Origin of the sequence: Streptomyces sp. NPDC085937, from assembly GCF_044540535.1 — a bacterium.
Lineage (GTDB): Bacteria > Actinomycetota > Actinomycetes > Streptomycetales > Streptomycetaceae > Streptomyces.
On the sequence record NZ_JBITSH010000006.1, the window covers coordinates 85,584 to 106,306 of the forward strand.

General features: G+C 74.2%; 17 protein-coding genes and 1 pseudogene. 8 read left to right on the top strand and 10 right to left on the bottom strand.

Features of this window, described 5'->3' with window-relative positions:
• The first annotated feature begins 186 nt into the window (after positions 1-186).
• Positions 187-1,638, top strand: a complete 1,452-nt coding sequence (locus tag ACIF8S_RS14985; RefSeq protein WP_399999562.1) for a PP2C family protein-serine/threonine phosphatase — start codon at positions 187-189, stop codon at positions 1,636-1,638.
• An 18-nt stretch (positions 1,639-1,656) separates the two neighbouring features.
• Here ACIF8S_RS14985 and ACIF8S_RS14990 read toward each other — a convergent pair whose 3' ends face one another.
• Positions 1,657-3,147, bottom strand: coding sequence for a hypothetical protein (locus tag ACIF8S_RS14990; protein WP_024885985.1), 1,491 nt, complete (start codon positions 3,145-3,147; stop codon positions 1,657-1,659).
• Positions 3,148-3,382: 235 nt separating this feature from the next.
• On the opposite strand from ACIF8S_RS14990, the gene ACIF8S_RS14995 reads away from it, so the two are divergent.
• Positions 3,383-4,513, top strand: coding sequence for an aminoglycoside phosphotransferase family protein (locus tag ACIF8S_RS14995; RefSeq protein ID WP_399999563.1), 1,131 nt, complete (start codon positions 3,383-3,385; stop codon positions 4,511-4,513).
• Positions 4,514-4,773: 260 nt separating this feature from the next.
• Entirely contained in the window at positions 4,774-6,738 is a 1,965-nt protein-coding gene (locus ACIF8S_RS15000; RefSeq protein ID WP_399999564.1) for an N-acetylmuramoyl-L-alanine amidase, read from the top strand.
• Positions 6,739-6,816: 78 nt separating this feature from the next.
• On the opposite strand, the gene ACIF8S_RS15005 is transcribed toward ACIF8S_RS15000, so the two are convergent.
• The 4 genes from ACIF8S_RS15005 to ACIF8S_RS15020 all read right to left on the bottom strand — a co-directional run bounded on the left by ACIF8S_RS15005 (position 6,817) and on the right by ACIF8S_RS15020 (position 9,660).
• Positions 6,817-7,314 (bottom strand): hypothetical protein, encoded by a 498-nt coding sequence (locus ACIF8S_RS15005; protein WP_024885988.1) that lies wholly within the window; start codon positions 7,312-7,314, stop codon positions 6,817-6,819.
• Positions 7,315-7,371: 57 nt separating this feature from the next.
• Positions 7,372-7,974, bottom strand: coding sequence for a CGNR zinc finger domain-containing protein (locus tag ACIF8S_RS15010; protein ID WP_399999565.1), 603 nt, complete (start codon positions 7,972-7,974; stop codon positions 7,372-7,374).
• A 368-nt stretch (positions 7,975-8,342) separates the two neighbouring features.
• Positions 8,343-9,278: a universal stress protein gene (locus tag ACIF8S_RS15015; RefSeq protein ID WP_399999566.1), complete on the bottom strand. Its 936-nt coding sequence runs from the start codon at positions 9,276-9,278 to the stop codon at positions 8,343-8,345.
• A gap of 139 nt (positions 9,279-9,417) precedes the next feature.
• Complete coding sequence (locus tag ACIF8S_RS15020; protein WP_145825813.1) at positions 9,418-9,660, bottom strand: DUF397 domain-containing protein; 243 nt, start codon at positions 9,658-9,660, stop codon at positions 9,418-9,420.
• Between the two features lie 265 nt (positions 9,661-9,925).
• Here ACIF8S_RS15020 and paaK point away from each other — a divergent pair, with 265 nt between their 5' ends.
• The gene (gene paaK / locus ACIF8S_RS15025; protein WP_399999567.1) at positions 9,926-11,227 is read left to right on the top strand and encodes a phenylacetate--CoA ligase PaaK; all 1,302 of its coding nucleotides are present in this window, start codon (positions 9,926-9,928) and stop codon (positions 11,225-11,227) included.
• 27 nt (positions 11,228-11,254) lie between these two features.
• Here the strand turns inward: paaK and ACIF8S_RS15030 are convergent, their stop codons facing one another.
• Positions 11,255-11,794, bottom strand: coding sequence for a GNAT family N-acetyltransferase (locus tag ACIF8S_RS15030; RefSeq protein WP_399999568.1), 540 nt, complete (start codon positions 11,792-11,794; stop codon positions 11,255-11,257).
• Between the two features lie 180 nt (positions 11,795-11,974).
• Here ACIF8S_RS15030 and ACIF8S_RS15035 point away from each other — a divergent pair, with 180 nt between their 5' ends.
• Positions 11,975-13,747, top strand: a complete 1,773-nt coding sequence (locus ACIF8S_RS15035; RefSeq protein WP_399999569.1) for a serine hydrolase — start codon at positions 11,975-11,977, stop codon at positions 13,745-13,747.
• A 152-nt stretch (positions 13,748-13,899) separates the two neighbouring features.
• On the opposite strand, the gene ACIF8S_RS15040 is transcribed toward ACIF8S_RS15035, so the two are convergent.
• From ACIF8S_RS15040 to ACIF8S_RS15050, 3 genes and pseudogenes are all read right to left on the bottom strand, one after another.
• Positions 13,900-15,468, bottom strand: a complete 1,569-nt coding sequence (locus tag ACIF8S_RS15040; RefSeq protein WP_399999570.1) for a phytoene desaturase family protein — start codon at positions 15,466-15,468, stop codon at positions 13,900-13,902.
• A gap of 56 nt (positions 15,469-15,524) precedes the next feature.
• Positions 15,525-17,754 (bottom strand): annotated as a pseudogene (locus ACIF8S_RS15045) (tetratricopeptide repeat protein).
• Positions 17,755-17,872: 118 nt separating this feature from the next.
• Entirely contained in the window at positions 17,873-18,244 is a 372-nt protein-coding gene (locus tag ACIF8S_RS15050) for a ferredoxin (RefSeq protein ID WP_145825818.1), read from the bottom strand.
• 135 nt (positions 18,245-18,379) lie between these two features.
• On the opposite strand from ACIF8S_RS15050, the gene ACIF8S_RS15055 reads away from it, so the two are divergent.
• On the top strand, positions 18,380-18,760 hold the full coding sequence (locus ACIF8S_RS15055; protein WP_349799235.1) for a DUF6479 family protein: 381 nt from the start codon (positions 18,380-18,382) through the stop codon (positions 18,758-18,760).
• A gap of 56 nt (positions 18,761-18,816) precedes the next feature.
• On the opposite strand, the gene ACIF8S_RS15060 is transcribed toward ACIF8S_RS15055, so the two are convergent.
• Entirely contained in the window at positions 18,817-19,326 is a 510-nt protein-coding gene (locus ACIF8S_RS15060) for an NUDIX domain-containing protein (protein WP_399999571.1), read from the bottom strand.
• A gap of 190 nt (positions 19,327-19,516) precedes the next feature.
• Between ACIF8S_RS15060 and ACIF8S_RS15065 the strand changes: the two genes are divergently transcribed.
• A complete protein-coding gene (locus tag ACIF8S_RS15065; RefSeq protein WP_150155820.1) occupies positions 19,517-20,023 on the top strand; it encodes a SigE family RNA polymerase sigma factor in 507 nt (168 codons plus the stop codon).
• Between the two features lie 11 nt (positions 20,024-20,034).
• Positions 20,035-20,553: a cellulase gene (locus ACIF8S_RS15070; RefSeq protein WP_399999572.1), complete on the top strand. Its 519-nt coding sequence runs from the start codon at positions 20,035-20,037 to the stop codon at positions 20,551-20,553.
• Positions 20,554-20,723: the final 170 nt, after the last annotated feature.

Consider the following 20,723-nt stretch of genomic DNA (forward strand, 5'->3'; position numbering starts at 1 on the left):
GGAGTTGCGGCGCCGATCGCGCACCGCGGGACTACCCCGCGGTAACTCCGGGAGACGCTGGCATATGCCAAAGGCACCACCTTATCGTGTGTTGCCAAATCCCTTACAGCGCGTCGCGGGCTGTGCAACAGTCGTAACGGTCCCTCCGTCAGCCCAAGGCCGTACCGTCCCGCATCGGAGTGCGTCATGCCGTCCCCTCTCTCCGCGGACCGCCCAGCCGCCCGGCCGCCGGGAGGCGGCCCGGTCGACGCGCTCATCTCGCAGACCCGTCGGCTCAAGGGCGAGGTGGACGCGGTGCGCCGCGACACCCCGGCCGACGCGGGGGACCCCCGGGAGCGCTGGCGTCGCGCGCTCTACGACCTGGCGCTGCACCAGCTCGACGACCTGGACGAACACCTGGCGCAGCTGCGTGACGACCCGCTGCGGGCGTCCTGCGACTCCGGCGTTCACGGCGATTACTTCGCTCCCGGCGAGGAGTTACCCCTGCCCGCGGCCCCGCCCCGCGCCTCTCTGCTCAGCCGGGTCGGCAGCGCGGAGTGGAACCTCCTCACCGACGAGGTGAGCTGGTCCGGCGAGCTGTACCGGATCCTGGGCCGGGACCCGGCCGCTCCCCCGCTCACCCTCGACGAACTCCCCTCCCTCGTGCTCGACGAGGACCGGCCGAGCCTGACCGACATGGTCACCGGCTGCCTGGTCGACGGCCGCCCCATCGACGGGGAGTTCCGGGTCCGGCGCCCGGACGACGGCATACGGACCGTGCACATGATGGGCGAACCGGTGCTCGGCGCCGACGGCAGCACAATCTCGATGTGGGCGGTCCTGCGGGACGTCAGCGAACTGCGCCGCTGCCGCGGCGTGGTGAGCGAGACCCGTGACTCGCTGCACCGGCACCGGCACGCCGCCGTGCGGAGCGAACACCGGCTCGCGGTCGAGCTGCAGGAGGCCGTGCTGCCGGCATGGCACGGCTCCCTGCGGCTCCCGCGACACGGCCCCCGGGCCCTGGACCTGGCCGCCGCCCACCTGCCGCCCTCGGGCCGGACCCCGGTCGGCGGCACCTGGTACGACGCCCTCGAACTGCCCGACGGCGCCACCCTGTTCGGCGCCGGCGAACTCACCGCGCACGGCGTCGGCGCCGCGTCCGGAGTGGCCATGCTGCTCGGCGCCGTACGGGGCATGGCGATGACCGGCACCCCGCCCGGGCCCCTGCTGGACTGCCTCGACCGGCTGCTCGACGCCTCCGCCCAGCCCGCCCTGGCCAGTGCCGTCTGCCTGCGCTACCGGCCCGAGACCCGCACCGTGGTCTGGGCGCAGGCAGGACACCCCGCCCCGGTGCTGTACCGCGGCCGGGCGGGGCGGGCGCTGGACACGCCGCGTGGCGTGCTGCTCGGCGCCGCCCCGGGCTCCGGACACGGGCAGGCCGAGGAGACCCTGGAGGCCGGTGACCTGCTCCTGCTGCACACCGACGGTCTGGTGCCCGGGCACACCGGGGCGAGCGCCGTCCACCGGCTCCTCGCCCTGGCACCCCGGTTCGCCGGGGACCGCTCCGCCCAGGACTGCGTCCGGGAGGTCGTACGGGAGTTCGGTGAAGGGGAGCGTGCGGACCACGCCTGCGTGCTGGTGGCCCGGGTCGCCTCCTAGCGGCCGCCGGCCCGGCCGTCACGCCTGGGCGCTGCCGCCCTTTCCCCGGGGCCGGGGCAGCGCCAGCTCGATCTCCTCCCGCAGCTCCTGGATCCTCGGATACGAGGAGTACTCGGCGGTGAGCCGGTACATCTGGCGCAGCCGGTCCCAGGTGCGGCGCGAGGAGTTCTGCCCCATCGACACCAGCGCGAGCCGGGCGAACCGGTCCGCCTGTTCGGGGTCGTCGGCGATGAAGCACGCGGAGGCCATCGACAGGAAGTCGAAGATCTTCGACCGCTGCTGGGCGTCCACCCGCAGGGCGAGCGCCTTGTCCGCGTAGTGCTGGGCGTGCGCCGCCGCGCCCGGTTCGAACTCCGCGAGCGTGCGGTACGCCAGGGCCTGCATGCCGTACAGGTCCGCCTCGTTGAACAGCTGCATCCAGTTCGGCGGCGGCACGTCCCCCTTGTCGGAGACGAACAGGTCCTCGGCCCGGCCCAGGGTTCGGCGCATCGCCTGTCCCTTGCCCATGGACGCCTGCGCCCAGGCCTCGATGGTGTGGAACATGGCGCGGGTGCGCGGCAGCACCTGCTCACCCGAGCCGGACTGGGCGAGCTTCATCAGGTCGAGCGCCTCGTCGGGCTTGCCCAGGTGCACCATCTGGCGTGCCGCCCGGGACAGCGCCTCCCCGGCGCGCGGGCGGTCGCCGCCCTCCCGGGCCGCGTGGGCGGCGATGACGAAGTACTTCTGCGCCGTCGGCTCCAGGCCCACGTCGTGCGACATCCAGCCGGCGAGGACGGCGAGGTTGGCGGCGACGCCCCACAGGCGCCGCTGGAGGTGGGGCGGATGGTGGTAGGCGAGCATGCCGCCCACCTCGTTGAGCTGGCCGACCACCGCCTTGCGCTGGAGACCGCCGCCGCGGGCGGCGTCCCAGGCACGGAACACCTCCACGGACCGCTCCAGTTCCTCGATCTCCTGCGACCCGATGGGCGCGGCCTCGTAGCGGTCGAACCCGGCGGGGTCGGCGTGGAGAGGATCGTGGAGGCGAGGTGCGTCGGCGGTGAGGGCAGGATCGGTGTGCAGCCAGTCGTGCATGGCGCTGCTGAGTGCGGAGCCCGCGGTGAGGGCGGCACCCGCACCCACCAGGCCGCGTCGGTTGAGCATGAGGTCCATTCCCGTGAATTCGGTGAGGACCTCGGCCGTCCGCTCGGGCGCCCACGGCACTCCGTCGGGATGTTCCGCACTCCCGCCGCGTGGCCGTTTCCCCGTACGCCCGTGCCGGACCAGACCGAGATCCTCGATGGTCACGACACGGCCGAGACGCTCGGTGAACAGAGCCGCCAGCACCCGCGGCACCGGATCGCGCGGGATCTCTCCCATGTCGATCCACCGCCGCACCCGGGAGGTGTCGGTCGCCAGCTGCGGATGGCCCATGGCCGCCGCCTGCCGGTTGACCAGCCTCGCGAGTTCGCCCTTGGACCAGCCGGCCAGGCCGAACAGGTCCGAGAGCCGGGTGTTGGGTTGTCCGCTCACGTCAAGCCCCCAGGTTCTCGGCTGAGTTGACAGTAGCCCGGTGCGGGTTGCCGGGCGACTATTCGCCAGGGTTCGCCAGGGTGCGCCAGATGGTGTGCCAGGGGACATCGGGTGTCGAGTAGGAACGCGCCACCACGACCCCGTCGCCGCAGGGGCATTCCCCCAGGGTGCGGCCGGGCGGCCGGGTTGGGTGGTGCACTGACGTCGCAGGCACACGAAGGGATCTGTATCACCCATGTACGCAGCATCGTCCTCCGTGTCCGCCCCGCCCCGGCCGCTGCGTCCGCGTCCGTCGGACAGCGGCCCCTACCTCGCCCCCGCGCGCCCGGCGAACCCCGTGCTCGGCGGAGGCACCGCACGGCGCCTCGCGGGACCGGGCACCCAGCCGCTCAGCGGACGGCTCGACCTCTCCGGTCCACAGGGCGCCCAGCTGCGCACCGCGCTCGCGTCGGTGCACCGCATCTGTCCGGAGTTCGCTCCGGTCCAGGTGCTGCGCCGCACCGGCCGGTCGGTCCTCCTGGTCGGCACCACGGGCCGCAGCACCGCGGTCGCCAAGTGCTTACTGGACCACTCCCCCGCCTGGAGCGAGCGGATCCGGCACGAAATAGCGGCATACCGCTCGTTCGTCCGGCAGCGTCCGCCCGTGCGGGCGCCCCGGCTGATCGCAGCGGATCCGGACAACTGCACGCTGGTCATCGAGCGCCTGCCCGGACGGGTGGCGGCGCTGCAGCGGCACCCGTTGGAGGCGCCGCCCCGGGCGGACATCAGGGCGGCACTCGGCGCGATCTGCCGGCTCAACTCCTGGCGGCCGCCCGCCGGGACGTTCGACGCGCCCCTGGACTACGCGGCCCGCATCAACCGGTACCACGAGCTGGGGCTGCTCACCGACCGGGACCTCGGCGACCTGCAGAAACTGCTGCACGGCATCGCCCTGGCGACGGGACGGCAGGGCATGGGCCAGTTCTGCCACGGTGACGCGCTGCTCTCCAACATCCTCATCTCGCCGGCCGGACCGGTTCTGGTGGACTGGGAGCACGCGGGCTGGTACCTGCCGGGCTACGACCTGGCGACGCTGTGGACCGTCCTCGGGGACGCCCCCGCGGCCCGGCGCCAGATCAGTCAGATCGCCCAGTCGGCGGGCCCCGCCTCACGCGACGCGTTTCTGGTGAACCTGATGCTCGTGCTGACCCGGGAGATCCGCACCTACGAGACGGCCGTGCAGCGTTCGATGCACGAGGTGGCGCCCGCGCCGGGCCAGCCGGGCGGTATGCCGTCCGGGGAGGAGCAGCGGCTGCTGCTGCGCCGGCTGCACGACGACTGCCAGTTGGCCCGGCGGGCCGTGCGCGCCGCGGTCGGCACCCGCTGACGCCCGTGCGACTGCCCGCGGGCGAGCGCCGCCGCGGGCAGTCGGGGCAGGCGGGCGGTGCGGATTTCCGGCCCGGAGCGGACCCGCGGAGTGCGTCACCGGTGTAGACCGCTGACGCACCGCAGGTCCCGCCGCAGCCCGCCACGAAACCCCGCCGCACCCCGATTGACAAGGGAATTCGCGCCCTCCTGGGCATGATTGACGGATCATCGGACTACCGGTACCACTGACCGCGTGCCCGACCGTCCCAGGAGGCTGCATTGCGAGATCTCGCCACCGAGCCCGGCCGTGCGGCCGGGCCGTCACGCCGCGCCGTCCGAGGTGCCCTCGGCGCCCTGGCCGCGGCCGCGTTGACGCTGCCCCTGCTGGGCGCGGCACCCGACCCGGCCCCGCCGGCCACCGCCCGGCTGCAACAGGCCTTCGCCTCCGCGGCGGCCGCGTACGACGTCCCGCAGAGCGTCCTGCTGGGTGTCTCCTACCTGCAGTCCCGCTGGGACGCGCACAACGGCGCCCCCAGCGTCACCGGCGGCTACGGCCCCATGCACCTCACCGACGCCCGGGCCGCCCTCGCCTCGGCCGGACACCACGCGACCGGCACCGAGGACCCGCGCGGCGACGACGCCCGTCCCGCGCTGCTCCCCTCGGAACGCGCCGCGGCCACCGCCGCCCTGCCGGACCGGCTGACCACCCTGCCGAAAGCCGCCCGGCTGACCGGGCTGAGCACCGAGACGCTGCGCGAGGACCCGGCGGCGAACGTGGCGGGCGGCGCCGCCCTGCTGGCCGAGGCGCAGCGCCGGCTGGGTGCGCCTGCCAGTGACGACCCGGCCGACTGGTACGGGGCGGTGGCCCTGTTCTCCGGCGCCGACGACCGCGCCTCGGCGACCGCCTACGCGAACGACGTGTTCGCGGTGATCCGGGCCGGCGAGCGGCGCGTCACGGACGCCGGGCAGCGGGTCGCCCTGGACGCCCGCCCGGACCTCGCGCCCGAAGCCTCGGCGCTGGACCGGGCCGGACTGCGCACCGGCTCCGCCGCCCCCACGGAGTGTCCGAGGACCGTGTCCTGCGAGTGGATCCCGGCGCCCTACGAGGAGTTCGGCGAGGACGACTACGGCAACCACGACCTGGGGAACCGGCCCGCCTCGCAGCGGATCCGGTACATCGTCGTGCACGACACGGAGGGCGCCTGGGAGGGCGTCCTCGACATGATCCAGGACCCCACCTACGTGTCCTGGCAGTACAGCCTGCGCTCCACCGACGGCCACATCGCCCAGCACGTGAAGGCGAAGGACGTCGCTTGGCACGCCGGCAACTGGTACGTCAACGCGGCGTCGATCGGCCTGGAGCACGAAGGTTTCCTCACCGACCCGGACGCCTGGTACACCGAGGCCATGTACCGGTCGTCGGCCCGGCTGGTGAGGTATCTCGCCGACAAGCACGGCATCCCGCTGGACCGGCAGCACATCCTCGGCCACGACACGGTCCCCGGGACCACCACGGCCACCATCCCCGGCATGCACACCGACCCCGGGCCGTTCTGGGACTGGCGCCACTACTTCGAGCTGCTGGGCAGCCCCCTGAAGGCGACCGGCGCCAAGAACTCCGGCGTCGTCACCGTCCGCCCCGACTACGACACCCACCGGCCGGTGTTCACCGGCTGCGAGAGCGCCGGCGAGCCCTGCGCCCCGCACGGGTCGAGCGCGGTACGGCTGTACTCCGACCACGACGAGAACTCCCCGCTGATCAGGGACGTCGGCCTCGGTTCCGCGCCGACCACCGGGGTGAACGACCTCTCCTCGCGCGTCTCCACCGGCCAGCAGTACGCGGTCGCCGACCGCTGGCGCGACTGGACCGCGATCTGGTACCTCGGCCAGAAGGCCTGGTTCCGCAACCCGGCGAAGAACCCGGTCGCCGTGCCGGCCAAGGCGAAGGTGATCACCCCGCGCGAGGGACTGGACTCCGTGCCCGTGTACGGGCGCGCCTACCCGGAGGCGGCGGCCTACCCGGCGGGGGTGCCGGTCCAGACGGTGTCGGCGCTGCCGTACACGGTGCTCGCCGGGCAGAAGTACGTGACCGGGGGCAAGGTGCCGGGCGAGTACTACTACGCGGTGACCTTCGACCCGGCCTCGCACCAGGTGGTGCGCGGCAAGGAGCAGTACTACGAGATCCAGTTCGGGCACCGGGTCGGGTTCGTGCGGGCGGCGGACGTGACCGTGGCGTCGTCGTGACGCGGGAGCGCGCGCGACGCGACGGGCGCCCCCGGACCGGTGCGGTCCGGGGGCGCCCGTCGTCGTCCGTGGGCGGGGTCAGCCCTGCTGGAACAGCTCCGCCGGCAGCGGCTTGAGGAGGGCGTACAGGTCGTCGGTGATGGGGCGGTCCCAGGCGGCGATGGTCACCAGGACCTTGTCGCTCCGGTCGAACTGCACGCAGGAGATGCGTCCCTCGGACATCTTCACGCGGCGCACGATCAGCAGGTTGTCGCCCTGCATCACCGGCACGTCCTCGGTGCCGGTGACGGTCACCTCCTCGTCGTTCTCCAGCGCGAGCAGCAGCTGTCCGACCTCGAAGGGGACTTCGCCCTCGGGGACGTCCCGCGCCGGGGAGCCCTCGGGCAGGTTGCCGATGATCATCGCGGGGCCGCGGCCGCCGAACAGGTCGTAGCGCAGGAAGACGCCCTGGCAGCTTCCGTCGGGGGCCGGCAGCAGGCCGGCGCCCAGGTTTCCGGGCCAGTCGCCCGGGTCCATGGCCAGTACGTCGAAATCGGGCCCGGCGGGTGTGGCACTGCGGCGGCGGAGGAACGACATGTCGCCATGGTACGTGCCCGCACCCCGGTTCGGACGGTCGGGCGGAAGCCGCCGGAGCTACCCGGCCCGGCGCTGCCGCTCGTGGTGCCGGGCCACCCGGGCACGGTTCCCGCAGGCCGGTTTGCACCACTCCTGACGGGGGTGGTCCTTCACGAAGTAGCGGACGCAGCGGGGCGCGTGGCAGGCCCGCAGCCGGTCCCGGTCGGGGCCGGCGAGGAACCCGATCGCGGCCCGGGCGAGGGCGGCGGTGAGGTCGTCCGGATGGCCGGGAGCCGGCCGGCGCCGTACCGCCGGACCGGTGTCCCCGTCCCAGTCCAGGAGGGGGACGGTGGGGGTGCGGGCGGCCGCCTCGTTCAGCCGGCGCAGCGCCTCGGGCACGGGCAGCAGGCGGCTCGCGTCGGCGGGGCTCGGCGGTGCGGGGCGTACGGCGTGCGCGAAGAGGGCGCGGACGGCGGCGCGCAGGTCGCGGACGGCGGTGAGCAGGCCGGCGTCGGCGACGAACGCCTCAGCGGCGGGAAGCACGGCGGTACGGGCGCGGACCCAGTCGGTGAGGCCGGCGGGGTCGGCGAGGTCGTCGGCGACCGCTCCGTCGCCGTCGTGGCGGAGGGTGAGGGCGAGGTCCAGCGCGAGCCGGGTGTCCCTGGTGATCGAGTCCCGCATGCGGCCGATGATAGGGGCTCCGCCGAGGGGGTGGCCCGGACCGCGGAGAGGGCCCGGAGCGCCCCCGGCGGCGGGCGTCCGTGGCCGCGTCCCCGGTCGGCGTTCCTCGCGCCCAAGCCCCTTGGTTCGCCCCCTGCCGACCTCGTCCTTCTTCGGGCTCGGGTGGGGTGGACGGGGACCGGAAGGGCTCGTAGCGGCCCAGGCGCCGGGCACCCGGGGTCACGGTCTCCGTCAGTGCCGTTCGGCCTCGGGGCCCTGCGTGCGCCCCCGGCCCGACTCCCCTCGGGCGCGAGTGGAGTGGCCCGGGACCCGGAGGGGCGCGGTCGCTCCGTCGAGGCGTTGGGTGTCCGGCTCGGCGGGTACTGGGTTCAGGCGCCTGCGGGCTCGTTCTCCTCGGGGACGGGCGGGACGACCGCGACCGGGCTGCGGGAGTGGAGCAGGACCGCCTGGGTGACCGAACCCATCATGCGGGCGGCCGCGAACAGGCGGCGGCGGTGGCGGCCCACCACGACGAGTGCGGCGCCCTCGGAGGCGTCGACCAGGTGTCCGGCCGCGTCCCCGGGGAGCACCGCCGTGTCCGTGGCGACGTGCGGGTGCCGTTCCCGGTGCGGGGCCAGCACGTCGTCCAGGAGGGCGCGGGTCTCCTGTTCGAGGGCGTCCTGGTCGATCTGCGGCGGCGGCGCCTCGCCGGGCAGCATCACCGTCTGCAGCAGCGACGGACAGGCGGTGACGACCCGCAGGGAGGTGTTCCGCCGGGCGGCCTCGTCGAAGGCGAAGGCGAGCGTCGTCGCGTCGGGGCTGTCGGGGTCGTCGGAGGCCACGGAGCTGTCGGGGTTCACCCCCACCACCACGGGGCCGTCCGGCCGTACCGGCGCCTCCGTCCCCTTGCCGCCGCGTCCGGGCCGGGGCACCACGACCACCGGGCACGCGGCGTCCCGGGCGACGGCCAGGGAGTTCGACCCGAGCAGCAGGCTGGCGAAGCCCCCGCGTCCCCGGGAGCCGAGCACCAGCAGCCGGGCCTCGGCACCCGCCCCGGTCAGCAGCGGCCCCGGCGCTCCCTCGGTCACCACGTACTCGACGGACGACACACCGCCGAGCTCCGCCAGACGGGCCTGCGCCTGGGCGAGGACCGGGTCCTCACCGGGGCCGGGTGGCCCGTCCGAGGGCGTCCGGGCCGGTTCCGGGCGGACGTGCAGGACCCGCAGCTCAGCCGCGCGCCGACGGGCGGCGTCGAGGGCCCACTCGAGTGCGCGCAGCCCGTCCTGGGAACCGTCCACCGCCGCGATCACCGGCTTGTCGTTCATGTGCCTCGCCTCCGGATACGTCCCTCGGTCCACGCCGTCCCGGCCCGGCCCGGTGGGGCCGGGGGCCGCGGACGGCACTGCGGATCACGTGTCCGGAAAAGCGCACGGCACACCCCTCGCGGCGGCGACGCGGCTCACGTCAGGTCAGGTCGAACTCCCCTCCCCGCGCCCCCGAGACGAACGCGCCCCACTCCGCGGGGGTGAAGATCAGGGAGGGGCTCTCCGGGCGGCCACTGTTGCGCATGGCGATGAAACCCTCCACGAAGGCGATCTGGACATCGCCCAGACCCCCGCTGCTGGACTGCCACTGTGCGTTGCTGAGGTCCAGCTCGGGCTTGTCCCAGCCCGTGAGCGGGCGCTGCTGGGTGGTGCTCTCGGCCACGTCCGTGCTCCTCCCTCTTGCCGTCGTCCGCGGCCAGCCTAGCGATCGGGGTGTCCCGCGGACAGGCCACGGAGGGAGGACGCCGGAGGGGGCGCGGTGACGCGGGGAAGGGACGCCGGCCGTCGTCCGCCCTGATCCGGCGCCGTGGGTGAGAAGTGCAGGCCGGGCTCTTGCACCCGGCCGTGGTGGCCTGAGTTACTGGGCCACGTGGCAGACGACCGAATGATCGGTCGACAGCGGTGCGATGCGTGAAGGGAAGGTCCTGATGACTCAGGCGGTGGACCTGCTGGACCCGGCGGAGCGGCTCGACCTCGACGGGCTGCGGGCCCTCCAGCTGGAGCGACTGCGCGGCTCCTTGCGGCACGCGTACGAGAACGTGCCGTTCTACCGGGAGTCCTTCGACAAGGCGGGCGTCCACCCCGACGACTGCCGTTCGCTGTCCGACCTGGCCCGGTTCCCGTTCACCACCAAGGCGGACCTGCGGGAGAACTACCCGTACGGCATGTTCGCCGTCCCGCGCGAGCGGATCCGCCGGCTGCACGCCTCCAGCGGCACCACCGGCCGCCCGACGGTCGTCGGCTACACGGAGAACGACCTGTCCATGTGGGCGGACATGGTGGCGCGGTCGCTGCGCGCGGCGGGCGGACGCCCCGGCGACATCGCCCATGTCGCGTACGGCTATGGGCTGTTCACCGGCGGACTGGGCGCCCACTACGGCGCCGAACGGCTCGGCTGCACGGTGATCCCCGCGTCCGGCGGGATGACGTCACGGCAGGTCACGCTGATCCAGGACCTGAAGCCGTCGGTCATCATGGTGACCCCGTCCTACATGCTGACCCTGCTCGACGAGTTCGAGCGGCAGGGTGTCGATCCGCGCTCCACGTCGCTGCGGGTGGGTGTCTTCGGCGCCGAGCCGTGGACGGAGCGGATGCGGCGGGAGATCGAGGAGCGGTTCGCGATCGACGCGGTCGACATCTACGGGCTGTCCGAGGTGATCGGGCCGGGCGTCGCGCAGGAGTGCGTGGAGACCAAGGACGGCCTGCACATCTGGGAGGACCACTTCTTCCCGGAGGTCGTCGACCCGGTCACGGGTGAGGTGCTTCCCGAAGGCGAGCAGGGGGAGTTGGTGTTCACCTCGCTCACCAAGGAGGCGATGCCGATCGTCCGCTACCGGACGCGGGACCTGACCCGGCTGCTGCCGGGTACGGCACGGGTGTTCCGGCGCATGGAGAAGATCACCGGGCGCAGCGACGACATGGTGATCCTGCGCGGGGTGAACCTGTTCCCCACGCAGATCGAGGAAATCGTGCTGCGCACCCCGGGGGTGGCGCCGCACTTCCAGCTCCGTCTGACGACGCGGGGCCGCATGGACGCCCTGACGGTGCGCGCGGAGGCCCGCCCGGACGCGGACGCGGCGGCCCGTGAGGCGGCGGCCCGCTCCATCGTCCAGGCCGTGAAGGACGGCATCGGCGTCTCGGTCGAGGCGGAGATCGTCGACCCGGAGTCCCTGGAGCGGTCGGTCGGCAAGATCCGCCGCATCGTGGACCTGCGGGAACGCCGGGGCTGAGCGCGCACCGGCTTGTGTCTCCCGGGCTCAGTCCGGGAGCGGGCCCGGGGCGCGCAGACCGAGCCACTGGTCGGCGCCCCAGGCCCGGAACCGCTCGGCCTCGGCGAAGCCCAGCTTCGCGGCGAGGCGCATCGAGGCGGTGTTCGCGGTCTGAGTGGCGAGGACCACCGGCTCACCGGGGAGGACGCCCTCCACCCAGTCGAGTGCCGCCGCGCACGCCTCGGCGGCACACCCGGCTCCCCACGCCCGCGGCAGGAACAGACAGCCCAGTTCGACCTTGCCCACGGCGGCCGGACGGTGTTCCCGTGTCGCCCTCCTGAGCAGCACCTGCCCGATCATCACCCCGCCCCGCTCGACGACGAAGCTCCCGGGCCACCGTTCCGGCACCTCGGGCAGCTCACGCTCCACCTCGTCGCGGGGGCGCGGTCCGCCGAGGTAGGTGTGCACCTCGGGCGACGACAACAGCTCGACGAACGCCGCACGGTCCCGGGCCTCGGACGGACGCAGGCGGAGCCTCGCGGTCCTGATCGGAGCGGGCGGCCACGGCACGGGCCCGAGATCGTTCATACCGGCCACCCAACCAGTGCCCTCCCCGGCGATCAAGGCGGCCCGCCCCGGCCGCCGGTCAACCGACGGCCGTCCCGCGCCCATTGACAACCCGTACCGCTGACAGGAAAGTTTCATCCGCGCGACGATCCCCGCAAGTTACTTTCAGACGGCGTGGGGACAGGAATCGGGAGGCATGGGATGGCGGACGCGAGAGGGATCACCCGGCGTCGACTGGGGGCGGGCGCGATGGCGTTGGGCGGGGCGCTGGCGTTCGCCGGGCTGCCCGCGGACCCGGCCGCGGCGGCCGCCCCGGCCCGTGGGGGCCGTCCGGTGCTGCGTCATGGATCGGCGCGGCAGGCGGGGTTGCTGCCCGAGCCGCTGCGGCAACTCGTCACCGACGCCGAGGCGTTCCTCCAGCCCTCCCCCCAACACCCCTGGTACGCGGGCGCCGTCCTGCTCGCCGGACGCGGTCACACGGTCGCCCTGCACAAGCCGATCGGCATGGCCGTGCGCTACCAGGCGTACGACGAGGAGACCGACACCGGCGTGGAGTTCCCGGCGGACCGGCAGATCCCGATGGCCGAGGACACCGTGTTCGACCTGGCGTCGGTGTCCAAGCTGTTCACCTCGATCCTCGCCGTGCAGCAGATCGAGCGGGGCACGGTGGAGCTGGAGGCACCGGTCGCCTCGTACCTGCCGGACTTCGGGCGGGCCGGCAAGCAGGACGTCACGATCCGCCAACTGCTCACGCACACCTCCGGGTTCCCGGCCTGGATCCCGCTGTACGAGGCGCCGACGTACGAGGAGAAGGTACGGCGTGTGTACGACGAGGCGCCGGCGAACCCGCCGGGGACCGTCTACCTGTACTCGGACCTCAACCTGATCTCGCTGCAACTGGTGCTGGAGCACGTCACCGGCCGCCGGCTGGACGTCCTGCTCCATGAGGAGATCACCGAGCCGCTGGGCATGCGCCGCACCCGGTACAACCCGCCCGCCTCCTGGAAGCCGAAGATCGCCGCGACCGAGGACGCCCGCACGCCCTGGTCCGGCCTGGACCGCGGTCTGGTGTGGGGCGAGGTGCACGACGAGAACGCCTACAGCCTGGGCGGGGTCGCCGGCCACGCGGGCGTGTTCTCCGACGCCTGGGACCTGGCGATCCTCGCCCGCACGCTCCTCGACGGCGGTGTCTGCGGCCGGGAGCGGATCCTGCGGCCGGAGTCGGTGGAGCTGATGTTCACCGACTTCAACACCGCGTTCCCGGGCGACGAGCACGGCCTGGGCTTCGAGCTCTACCAGCACTGGTACATGGGCGCGATGGCCACGCCCCGCACGGCGGGACACACCGGTTTCACCGGCACCGCGCTGGTGCTCGACCCGACCACCGACTCGTTCCTCGTCGTCCTCGGCAACTCGGTGCACCCGGTGCGCAGTTGGCGCTCCGGTTCGGCGCCCCGGGTGGCCGCGGCGAACCAGCTGGCCCGCGCGGTGCCGGTCCGGCCGGCGCACGGCCGTACGGCGTGGTTCTCGGGGATGGCGAGCGCGGCGACGGCCACCCTCACGCTGCCCGCGATGGACACCTCGTCCGGCGGGAACCGGCTGAGCTGTTCGCTGTGGTGGGACACCGAGCCCCGCGCCGACGTCCTGGTCCTGGAGTCCTCGGCGGACGGCGGCACGTCGTGGCAGCCGGTGCCGTTCACCACCGCGCGGCGCGGCGCAGCGCCCGAGCAGCACCCGACGGGTACGGCGACCGGCTGGTCCGGCCGCGTCTGGCACGACCTCACCGCGGACCTGCCCGCCGCGGCGGGCCTGGTGCTGCGCTGGCGGTACACGACGGACCGGCTGTACGTGGGGCGCGGCGCCTACGTCGACGGGCTGCGCGTCGAGCGGGGCCGCCGGCGGATCTTCGACGAGGCCCGCCCCGCCGACGCGGCGCGGCTCCGGTCGGAGGGGTGGACCCGGGAGGACGGCTGAGTCGACCGCGGCCCCACCCGGAGACCGAGCCGGGCGGGGCCGACAGGCCCGCGTGGTCCGTCAGCCGGGCGTGGGCACCAGGCGCGTGCGGGCACCAGGCGGGTGCGGTCCGTCCGTCGGGTGGGGCCGCGGTGCGTGGAGGACCGTGGCCGTCAGGTCTGCGTGGCCTCCAGGACCGCCATCGCCGCGTTGTGCCCCGGCACCCCGCTCACCCCGCCGCCGCGCACCGCTCCCGCGCCGCAGAGCAGGACGTTGGCGTGGGCGGTCTCCACGCCCCAGCGGCCGGTGCCGTCCTGGGCGTGGGGCCAGGACAGTTCGCGGTGGAAGATGTTGCCGCCGGGCAGCCCCAGGTCGCGTTCCAGGTCCAGCGGGGACCTGGCCTCGATGCACGGGCGCCCCTCGGCGTCGGTGGCCAGGCAGTCGGTGATCGGCTCGTCCAGGTGGGCGTCGAGCTGGGCGAGCGTCGACTTCAGCAGCTTCTCGCGCGTCGCGTCGTTGTCCCGTTCGAACAGCCGCGCCGGGGCGTGCAGTCCGAACAGGGTGAGGGTCTGGTAGCCGCGCGCCGCCAGGTCGGGGCCGAGGATCGACGGGTCCGTGAGCGAATGGCAGTAGATCTCCGAGGGCGGGGTGTCGGGCAGCCGGCCGGCCGCGGCCTGGGCGTGCGCGGTGGCCAGCTGTTCGTACCCCTCCGCGATGTGGAAGGTGCCGGCGAACGCCTCGCACGGGTCGACGGAGGTGTCGCGCAGCCGGGGCAGCCGGGTGAGCAGCATGTTCACCTTGAGCTGGGCGCCCTCAGCGCGCGGCGGGGGCGTGTCGCCGGTGAGCCGGGCCAGTTCCTCCGGGGAGGCGTTGACCAGGACGTGCCGGGCGCCGACGACCCCTTCGCCGTCGGCCGTACGGTGGGTGATCTCGGCGGTACGGCCGTCGGTGTCGATGCGTACGGCCTCGTGGCCGGTGGCGATGACCGCCCCGGCGGCGCGGGCGGCGGCGGCGAGCGCGTCGGTGACCGCGCCCATGCCGCCGACCGGGACGTCCCAGGCGCCGGTGCCGCCACCGATGACGTGGTAGAGGAAGCAGCGGTTCTGCGGCAGCGCGGGGTCGTGGGCGTCGGCGAAGGTGCCGATCAGGGCGTCGGTGAACACGACGCCGCGTACCAGGTCGTCGGCGAAGCGCTCCTCGACGGCGACGCCGAGGGGCTCCTCGAAGAAGATCCGCCAGGCTTCCTCGTCGTCGACGGTGCGGCGCAGCTCCGCACGGGTGGGCAAGGGCTCGGTGAGGGTGGGGAAGACGCGGCGGGCGACCCGGCCGGTCAGGTCGTAGAAGCTCTGCCACGCCCGGTACTCGCGGTCGGAGCCGGTGAGCCGGACGAACGCCTCGCGGGTGCGCTCCTCGCCGCCGCCGACCAGCAGTCCGGTGGGCCGCCCGTCGCGTTCGGCGGGGGTGTAGGAGGAGATGGTGCGGGTGCCGAGCCGCACGTCCAGCCCCAGGTCCGTGAGTATCTTCCGCGGCAACAGGCTGACCAGGTACGAGTACCGGGACAGCCGTGCGTCGACGCCGGCGAACGGACGGGTGGAGATCGCCGCGCCGCCGGTGTGGCCGAGCCGCTCCAGCACCAGTACGGAGCGCCCGGCACGGGCGAGGTAGGCGGCGGCGACGAGGCCGTTGTGGCCTCCGCCGACGATGACGGCGTCGTACGTCCGGGACTCCTGAGCTGCGGTCATGGTTCTTCGTAACACGTGATGATCGGCGGCGGCCAGAGGAGGCGGAGGGGAAACGGTCAGGCGCCTCCGGCCAGGCCCTGGCCGCGCAGCGCGGCCACCCGCCGGTACAGTTCCGCGGCCTCTCGTGCGTGTCCCAGACGCTCCAGGCAGTGGGCCTCGTCCTCGCGGGCGGCGAGGGTGTCGGGGTGGTCCGCGCCGAGGATCCGTTCACGGGCGTCGGCCACCCTGCGGTACTCGGTGAGCGCGTCCGCCCAGCGTTCGAGCCAGCCCAGGGCGACCGCGACCTCGCGCCGGCTGACCAGGGTGTCCGGGTGGCCGGCGCCGAGGGTCCGCTCGCGCAGGGCGGCCACCTCCCGGGACTCGGCGAGGGCGTCCGCCCACCGGCCGAGACGGCCGAGGCTGACGCCGACGCCGTGCCGGGCGCGCAGCGTCTCGGGGTGGGCGGGCCCGTGCACGCGGGTACGGTCCCCGACCAGGCGCCGGTACAGGTCGAGGGCCTGACCGGCGCGGCCGAGGCGGCCCAGGCCGACGCCCACCTCGTGCCGGGCGGCGAGCGTGTCGGCGTGGTCCGGGCCGAGGACCCTGGCCCGGGCCACGGCCACCTCCCGGTACGCCTGAAGTGCCTCCTTCCAACGGCCCAGGCGACCCAGGACGTAGGCGACCTCGTACCGGGTGACGAGGGTGTCGGGGTGCTCCGGGCCGAGCACCCGGGCGCGGGCGTCGGCCACGTCGCACGCCATGCCGTACGCGTCCTCCAGGCGGCCGAGCCTGCTGAGGTTGAAGGCGAGGTTGTGCCGGCAGCGCAGGGTGTCCGGATGGCCGGGCCCCATGGTCCGCTCGCGGGCGTCGAGCACCGACAGGTACACCCGGTGGGCGTCGACGGGACGGCCCAGCCGGGCGAGGACGTACCCCATCTCCTGGCGTGCGGCGAGGGTGTCGGGGTGGTCGGGACCGAGCACGCGGATACGGGCCTCGGCGACGGTCTTGTAGGCGCGCAGCGCGTCGGCCGGCCGGCCGGTGCGGCTGAGGGTGAACGCCTCCTCGTAGCGGCTGGCGAGGGTGTCGGGGTGCTCGGGTCCGAGGATCCGCTCGCGCTCGACGGCGACCGCACGGTGTGCCTCGCCCGCCTCCGCCCAGCGCCCGAGACGCCCGAGGCCGAGTCCGGCGTGGTGCCGTTCCGCGAGAACGGCGAGCAGCGAGGGCGACGGGACGGGCCGCCCACCGGGGGTGGGCGGCTCCCCGGGGAGGGACAGCTCCCCGCCAGGGGGCAGCTCCCCCGAGGCGGACCGCTCCCCGGAGGGGGACCGTTCCCCAGGGGTGAGCCGCGCCGCCTCGGGTCCGGGCCTGAAGCCGCGGGTCCAGGAGGGGAGCCGTTCCGCCCGCCCCGCAGGACCCGGCCCGACGGCCCGGCGGACGGTCGCGACCGAGGCCGGAGCGGACCGTAACTCCTCGACACGTCGGGCGAGTTCGCCGGCGCTCGCGGGCCGCCCGGACGGCTCCTTGGCCAGCAGGTCGAGAATGATGCCCTCGAGCCCGCCCGGGCAGTTCGGCCCGGTTGCGGCGCGGCGGCCGGGGCGGGGTGTCGCGGTGGCCGACGAGGACCGCCCAGGCGTCGTCGAGGTCGAACGGCGGTACGCCGGTGGCGATCTCGTACAGGACGCAGCCGAAGGAGTACAGGTCGCTGCGCCGGTCGACCTCCCCTCCGGCGATCTGTTCCGGCGACATGTAGTGAGGTGTGCCCATCGCGACGCCCGTGCCGGTGAGCCGGGAGGTGACGCCGATGTCGTGCCCGAGGCGGGCGATGCCGAAGTCGCAGATCTTCACCGTGCCGTCGTCCAGCCGCACGATGTTGGCGGGTTTGAGGTCCCGGTGCACGATCCCCTGGTCGTGGGTGTAGGCGAGGGCGGCGGCGACCTGGGCGGCCACGTCCACCACCTCGCCGACGGGCAGCGGATGGTGCTTGTTGTCCTCCAGGAGCCTGCTGAGGTCACGCCCCTGCAGCAGCTCCATCACCAGATAGAGGACGCCCTCGGACTCGCCGAAGTCGTGCACCACGGTGATCCCGCGGTGCTGCAGCGACGCGGCGACCCGCGCCTCCCTGCGGAACCGCTCGCGCGGCACCCGCCCGAACGCCGGGTCGCGCTGCGGGCCGAGCGGGTCGAGGCACTTCACCGCGACCTGCCGCCCCAGTGACTCGTCCCGGGCGCGCCACACCTCCCCCATGCCGCCGCGTCCGATCCGGTCCATCAGCCGGTACCGGCCGTGGATCAGCCTGCTCTCCCCCATGTCCTACGCCGCCCCCGTCGTAGTCCGTCCCGCCCTCCCCTGACTCGTCCAGTATGGCGACAACTCGCCCGAGTTCGTACGGGGCACGGCGGCGCCCGGGGGCAGGCGGAGGGGTGGGTCAGTCGAGGGTGGCGAGGAAGTCGGTGCAGGCCCGGGCGCAGGCGCGGCAGGCCTCCGCGGTCCCCTCCGCGCCGGGGTGGCCGTCGAAGGTCCGGGCGCTCTCCAGGCACACCTGCCGGCACCATTCGACCTGCATGCGGATGGTGGCCTCGTCCGCCTGGTTCTCCTCGGACAGCACCCGGCAGGTCGCGTCGCAGACCTCCGCGCACATGATGCCCTTGCGCCGTACGAGTTCCTGGTTCTCGGTGCCGTCGGGGTCCACGAGTCCGGCCCGGGTGGCGCAGGCCCGCGCGCACTCGGTGCACGCCTGGGCGCAGGCGAACCGGTCTTCCAGGAACCGGAACAGCTCCTCCTGCGATGTCGTCGTCACACCGCGCGGGTTGCCGCCGTGCGGGCCGTCAAACCCCGTGGCGCCCGGTGTTCGCACGGGTTCCGGGGCGTCGTACGGCCGGCCGCGGCGGGAGGCGGCCTGGTTCGCGGGCGGGTCCGGGGGTACCCGCAGGCCATGATGAACGCCTCATGGATGGAGACGACCGACCTGGCGGCCGGCCGCGGTGCTCTCGGTGTCGGACTGGTGGTGGCGGGGATCGTGGTCCTGGCCCTGCTGATCGGCATGTTCGTCTTCGGCAGCCGCCGCGTCAGGAGCAGCGACACAAGCCACCCCCGGCCGGAGGAGCAGCCCCGGATGCCCGAGGGCGGCCCGGTCCGCGAGGTGCGGGAGCAGCGGGAGCCGAACGAGATGCCCCGGAGCGACGAGCGGCTGACGCCGCACGAGCTGGGGGGCCACGGCAACGCCGGCAGCCGCACCGGCGCCTCGCAGGAGCGGCCCCGCTGGGAGGGCGGCGGCAGCGGAGGCTTCGGCAGCGGAGGACCGGGCGCCCACTGAGCCGGACGCCCACCGAGCCCGGACGGCCCCGGCTTCGAGCCGGGGCCGTCGTCATGTCAGACCGTTTCTCCCCGCACGACGGGCCCGTTCGGTACGAAGCCCAGGTCGACGGGGGTCGCGGGAGCGCCGTTCGCGCGCACACCGGCGAGCAGTGCGGGGAGCTGCGGCGGCCACAACGGCTCGTGGTCCCCGGCCAGTTCGGCGGGGGACCACCAGCGCCACTTGAGGATCTTGTCCGCGGTGTGCGCGGCGGTGAGGTCCCCGGCCGGCTCCCGGCGGGGAGCGTGCGCGAGGAAGATGTGCTCGTGCTGGCGCACGGGCACCCCGGCCCGCGTGAAGTCGTGCTCCCACAGGCACAGCACGGCGTCCTCGACGCGGAGGTCGGTCCATCCGGTCTCCTCCCGCACCTCCCGCTCGGCGGCCTCCAGCGGTGACTCGCCCGGTTCCAGCCCGCCGCCGGGCATCGCCCAGTGCACGCCGACCTCGTCGTTGTCGTAGCGGAACATGAAGACCGATCCCTCGGGGTCCAGCACCGCGACCCTGGCTGCTTCTCTGGGTGTACGCATCCGGTCAGACTGACAGTGCCCTTCGGCGCTGTCATACGTGTTTTCAGGGCCGTGCCTCCGCCGGCGCCCGCCTCTCCCGCGCTCTCCCGTGGGGACGTGAGGCGCATCACAGCACTTGGGTGCATCGTTTCCCCCGCCCCAAGGCCTTCTTCCAGGTGCAAGGGCTTGTACGGACACGGGGCGGTAAGGGATGCAGCGGTTTCGGGCCGACGGCTTCGACGAGTTCGTGGCCGCCCGCTGGTCGGCGCTGCTGCATGTCGCGCGTCTGCTCACCGGCGGCGACCGCCAGCGCGCCGAGGACCTGGTCCAGGAGGCCCTGGTGAAGTTGTGGTTCGCCTGGCCGAAGGTCGCCGAGCAGGCACCGGAGGCGTACGTGCGTCAGGTGCTGGTGCGGATGGCGGCCCGCTCGGCCCGCCGGCGCTGGTGGGGCGAGCGCCCGGTGGGCGAGCTGCCCGACCGGCCCGAGCCGGGTGACGTGTCGGCGGCCGTCGCCGAACGCTCGCGGCTGGAGGCGGCACTGGCGCTGTTGCCGCCCCGCCAGCGGGCCGCGGTGGTCCTCCGCTACTACGAGGACCTGCCCGAGGGGCAGGTGGCGCAGGCCCTGGGCTGTCCGGTGGGCACCGCGCGCTCCCACGCGTCGCGCGGGGTCGCGCGGCTGCGGCAGATCCTGTCCGATTCCGTCCGGCCCGTGAGGTGAGGGGAGCAGCGATGGACGACTTCGAGCGCGAGCTGACGCGCATGATGCGCGAGGGCCGGACACACATCCCCCTCGAACCGGGGCAGCGCACCCGCCTGTACGACGGCATCCGGGCCCGTCGCCGGTCCCGGGCGCTGGTGCGGGCCGGCGGTTCCGCCCTCGCGGTGGCCGGACTGAGCATCGGTCTGGCGCTGCTGCCCCACCTCGGTTCCGGTTCCGCGCCCGCCGACCTGCCGCTGCCGGCGACCGGGTCCACGGCACCGAAGGCGTCCGGGGAACCCACCGTGTCCCCCTCCGACACCGGGCCGAGCCCGTCCCTGCCGCCGCCCCGCACCCCCGAGTCCATGATTGCCGGCACCTCACCGCCGGAGACCTCGGAACCGGGCACCTCGGAACCGGGCACGACGGAACCGGGCACGACGGGCCCCGGCTCGACCCACCTCGGCACGAGGGAACCCGAGTCGACGGACACCGCGACCGCCGCCCCCGGCTCGGACAGCACCCCGACCTCTCCCCCACCGACCGGATGAGGCCGGACCCGCCCGCCTCACCGGCGTCACCCGCCTCGCCCGTATCGACCACCTCGCCCGTATCGACTGCTTCGACTGCTTCGACTGCTTCGGCCGCCGGACCGTAGGGCCCGGCACGCCCGCCCTCGCCCGGGACACCCGACCGGGCGGTTCCCCGGACCACCCCACGG

What these genes read in the sequence shown, in the direction of transcription:
- ACIF8S_RS14985 (WP_399999562.1), top strand. Translation starts at nt 187, where the DNA reads ATGCCGTCCCCTCTCTCCGCGGACCGCCCAGCCGCCCGGCCGCCGGGA.
- ACIF8S_RS14995 (WP_399999563.1), top strand. Translation starts at nt 3,383, where the DNA reads ATGTACGCAGCATCGTCCTCCGTGTCCGCCCCGCCCCGGCCGCTGCGT.
- ACIF8S_RS15005 (WP_024885988.1), bottom strand. Translation starts at nt 7,314, where the DNA reads ATGTCGTTCCTCCGCCGCCGCAGTGCCACACCCGCCGGGCCCGATTTC.
- ACIF8S_RS15010 (WP_399999565.1), bottom strand. Translation starts at nt 7,974, where the DNA reads ATGCGGGACTCGATCACCAGGGACACCCGGCTCGCGCTGGACCTCGCC.
- ACIF8S_RS15015 (WP_399999566.1), bottom strand. Translation starts at nt 9,278, where the DNA reads ATGAACGACAAGCCGGTGATCGCGGCGGTGGACGGTTCCCAGGACGGG.
- paaK (WP_399999567.1), top strand. Translation starts at nt 9,926, where the DNA reads ATGACTCAGGCGGTGGACCTGCTGGACCCGGCGGAGCGGCTCGACCTC.
- ACIF8S_RS15030 (WP_399999568.1), bottom strand. Translation starts at nt 11,794, where the DNA reads ATGAACGATCTCGGGCCCGTGCCGTGGCCGCCCGCTCCGATCAGGACC.
- ACIF8S_RS15035 (WP_399999569.1), top strand. Translation starts at nt 11,975, where the DNA reads ATGGCGGACGCGAGAGGGATCACCCGGCGTCGACTGGGGGCGGGCGCG.
- ACIF8S_RS15040 (WP_399999570.1), bottom strand. Translation starts at nt 15,468, where the DNA reads ATGACCGCAGCTCAGGAGTCCCGGACGTACGACGCCGTCATCGTCGGC.
- ACIF8S_RS15055 (WP_349799235.1), top strand. Translation starts at nt 18,380, where the DNA reads ATGATGAACGCCTCATGGATGGAGACGACCGACCTGGCGGCCGGCCGC.
- ACIF8S_RS15060 (WP_399999571.1), bottom strand. Translation starts at nt 19,326, where the DNA reads ATGCGTACACCCAGAGAAGCAGCCAGGGTCGCGGTGCTGGACCCCGAG.
- ACIF8S_RS15065 (WP_150155820.1), top strand. Translation starts at nt 19,517, where the DNA reads ATGCAGCGGTTTCGGGCCGACGGCTTCGACGAGTTCGTGGCCGCCCGC.
- ACIF8S_RS15070 (WP_399999572.1), top strand. Translation starts at nt 20,035, where the DNA reads ATGGACGACTTCGAGCGCGAGCTGACGCGCATGATGCGCGAGGGCCGG.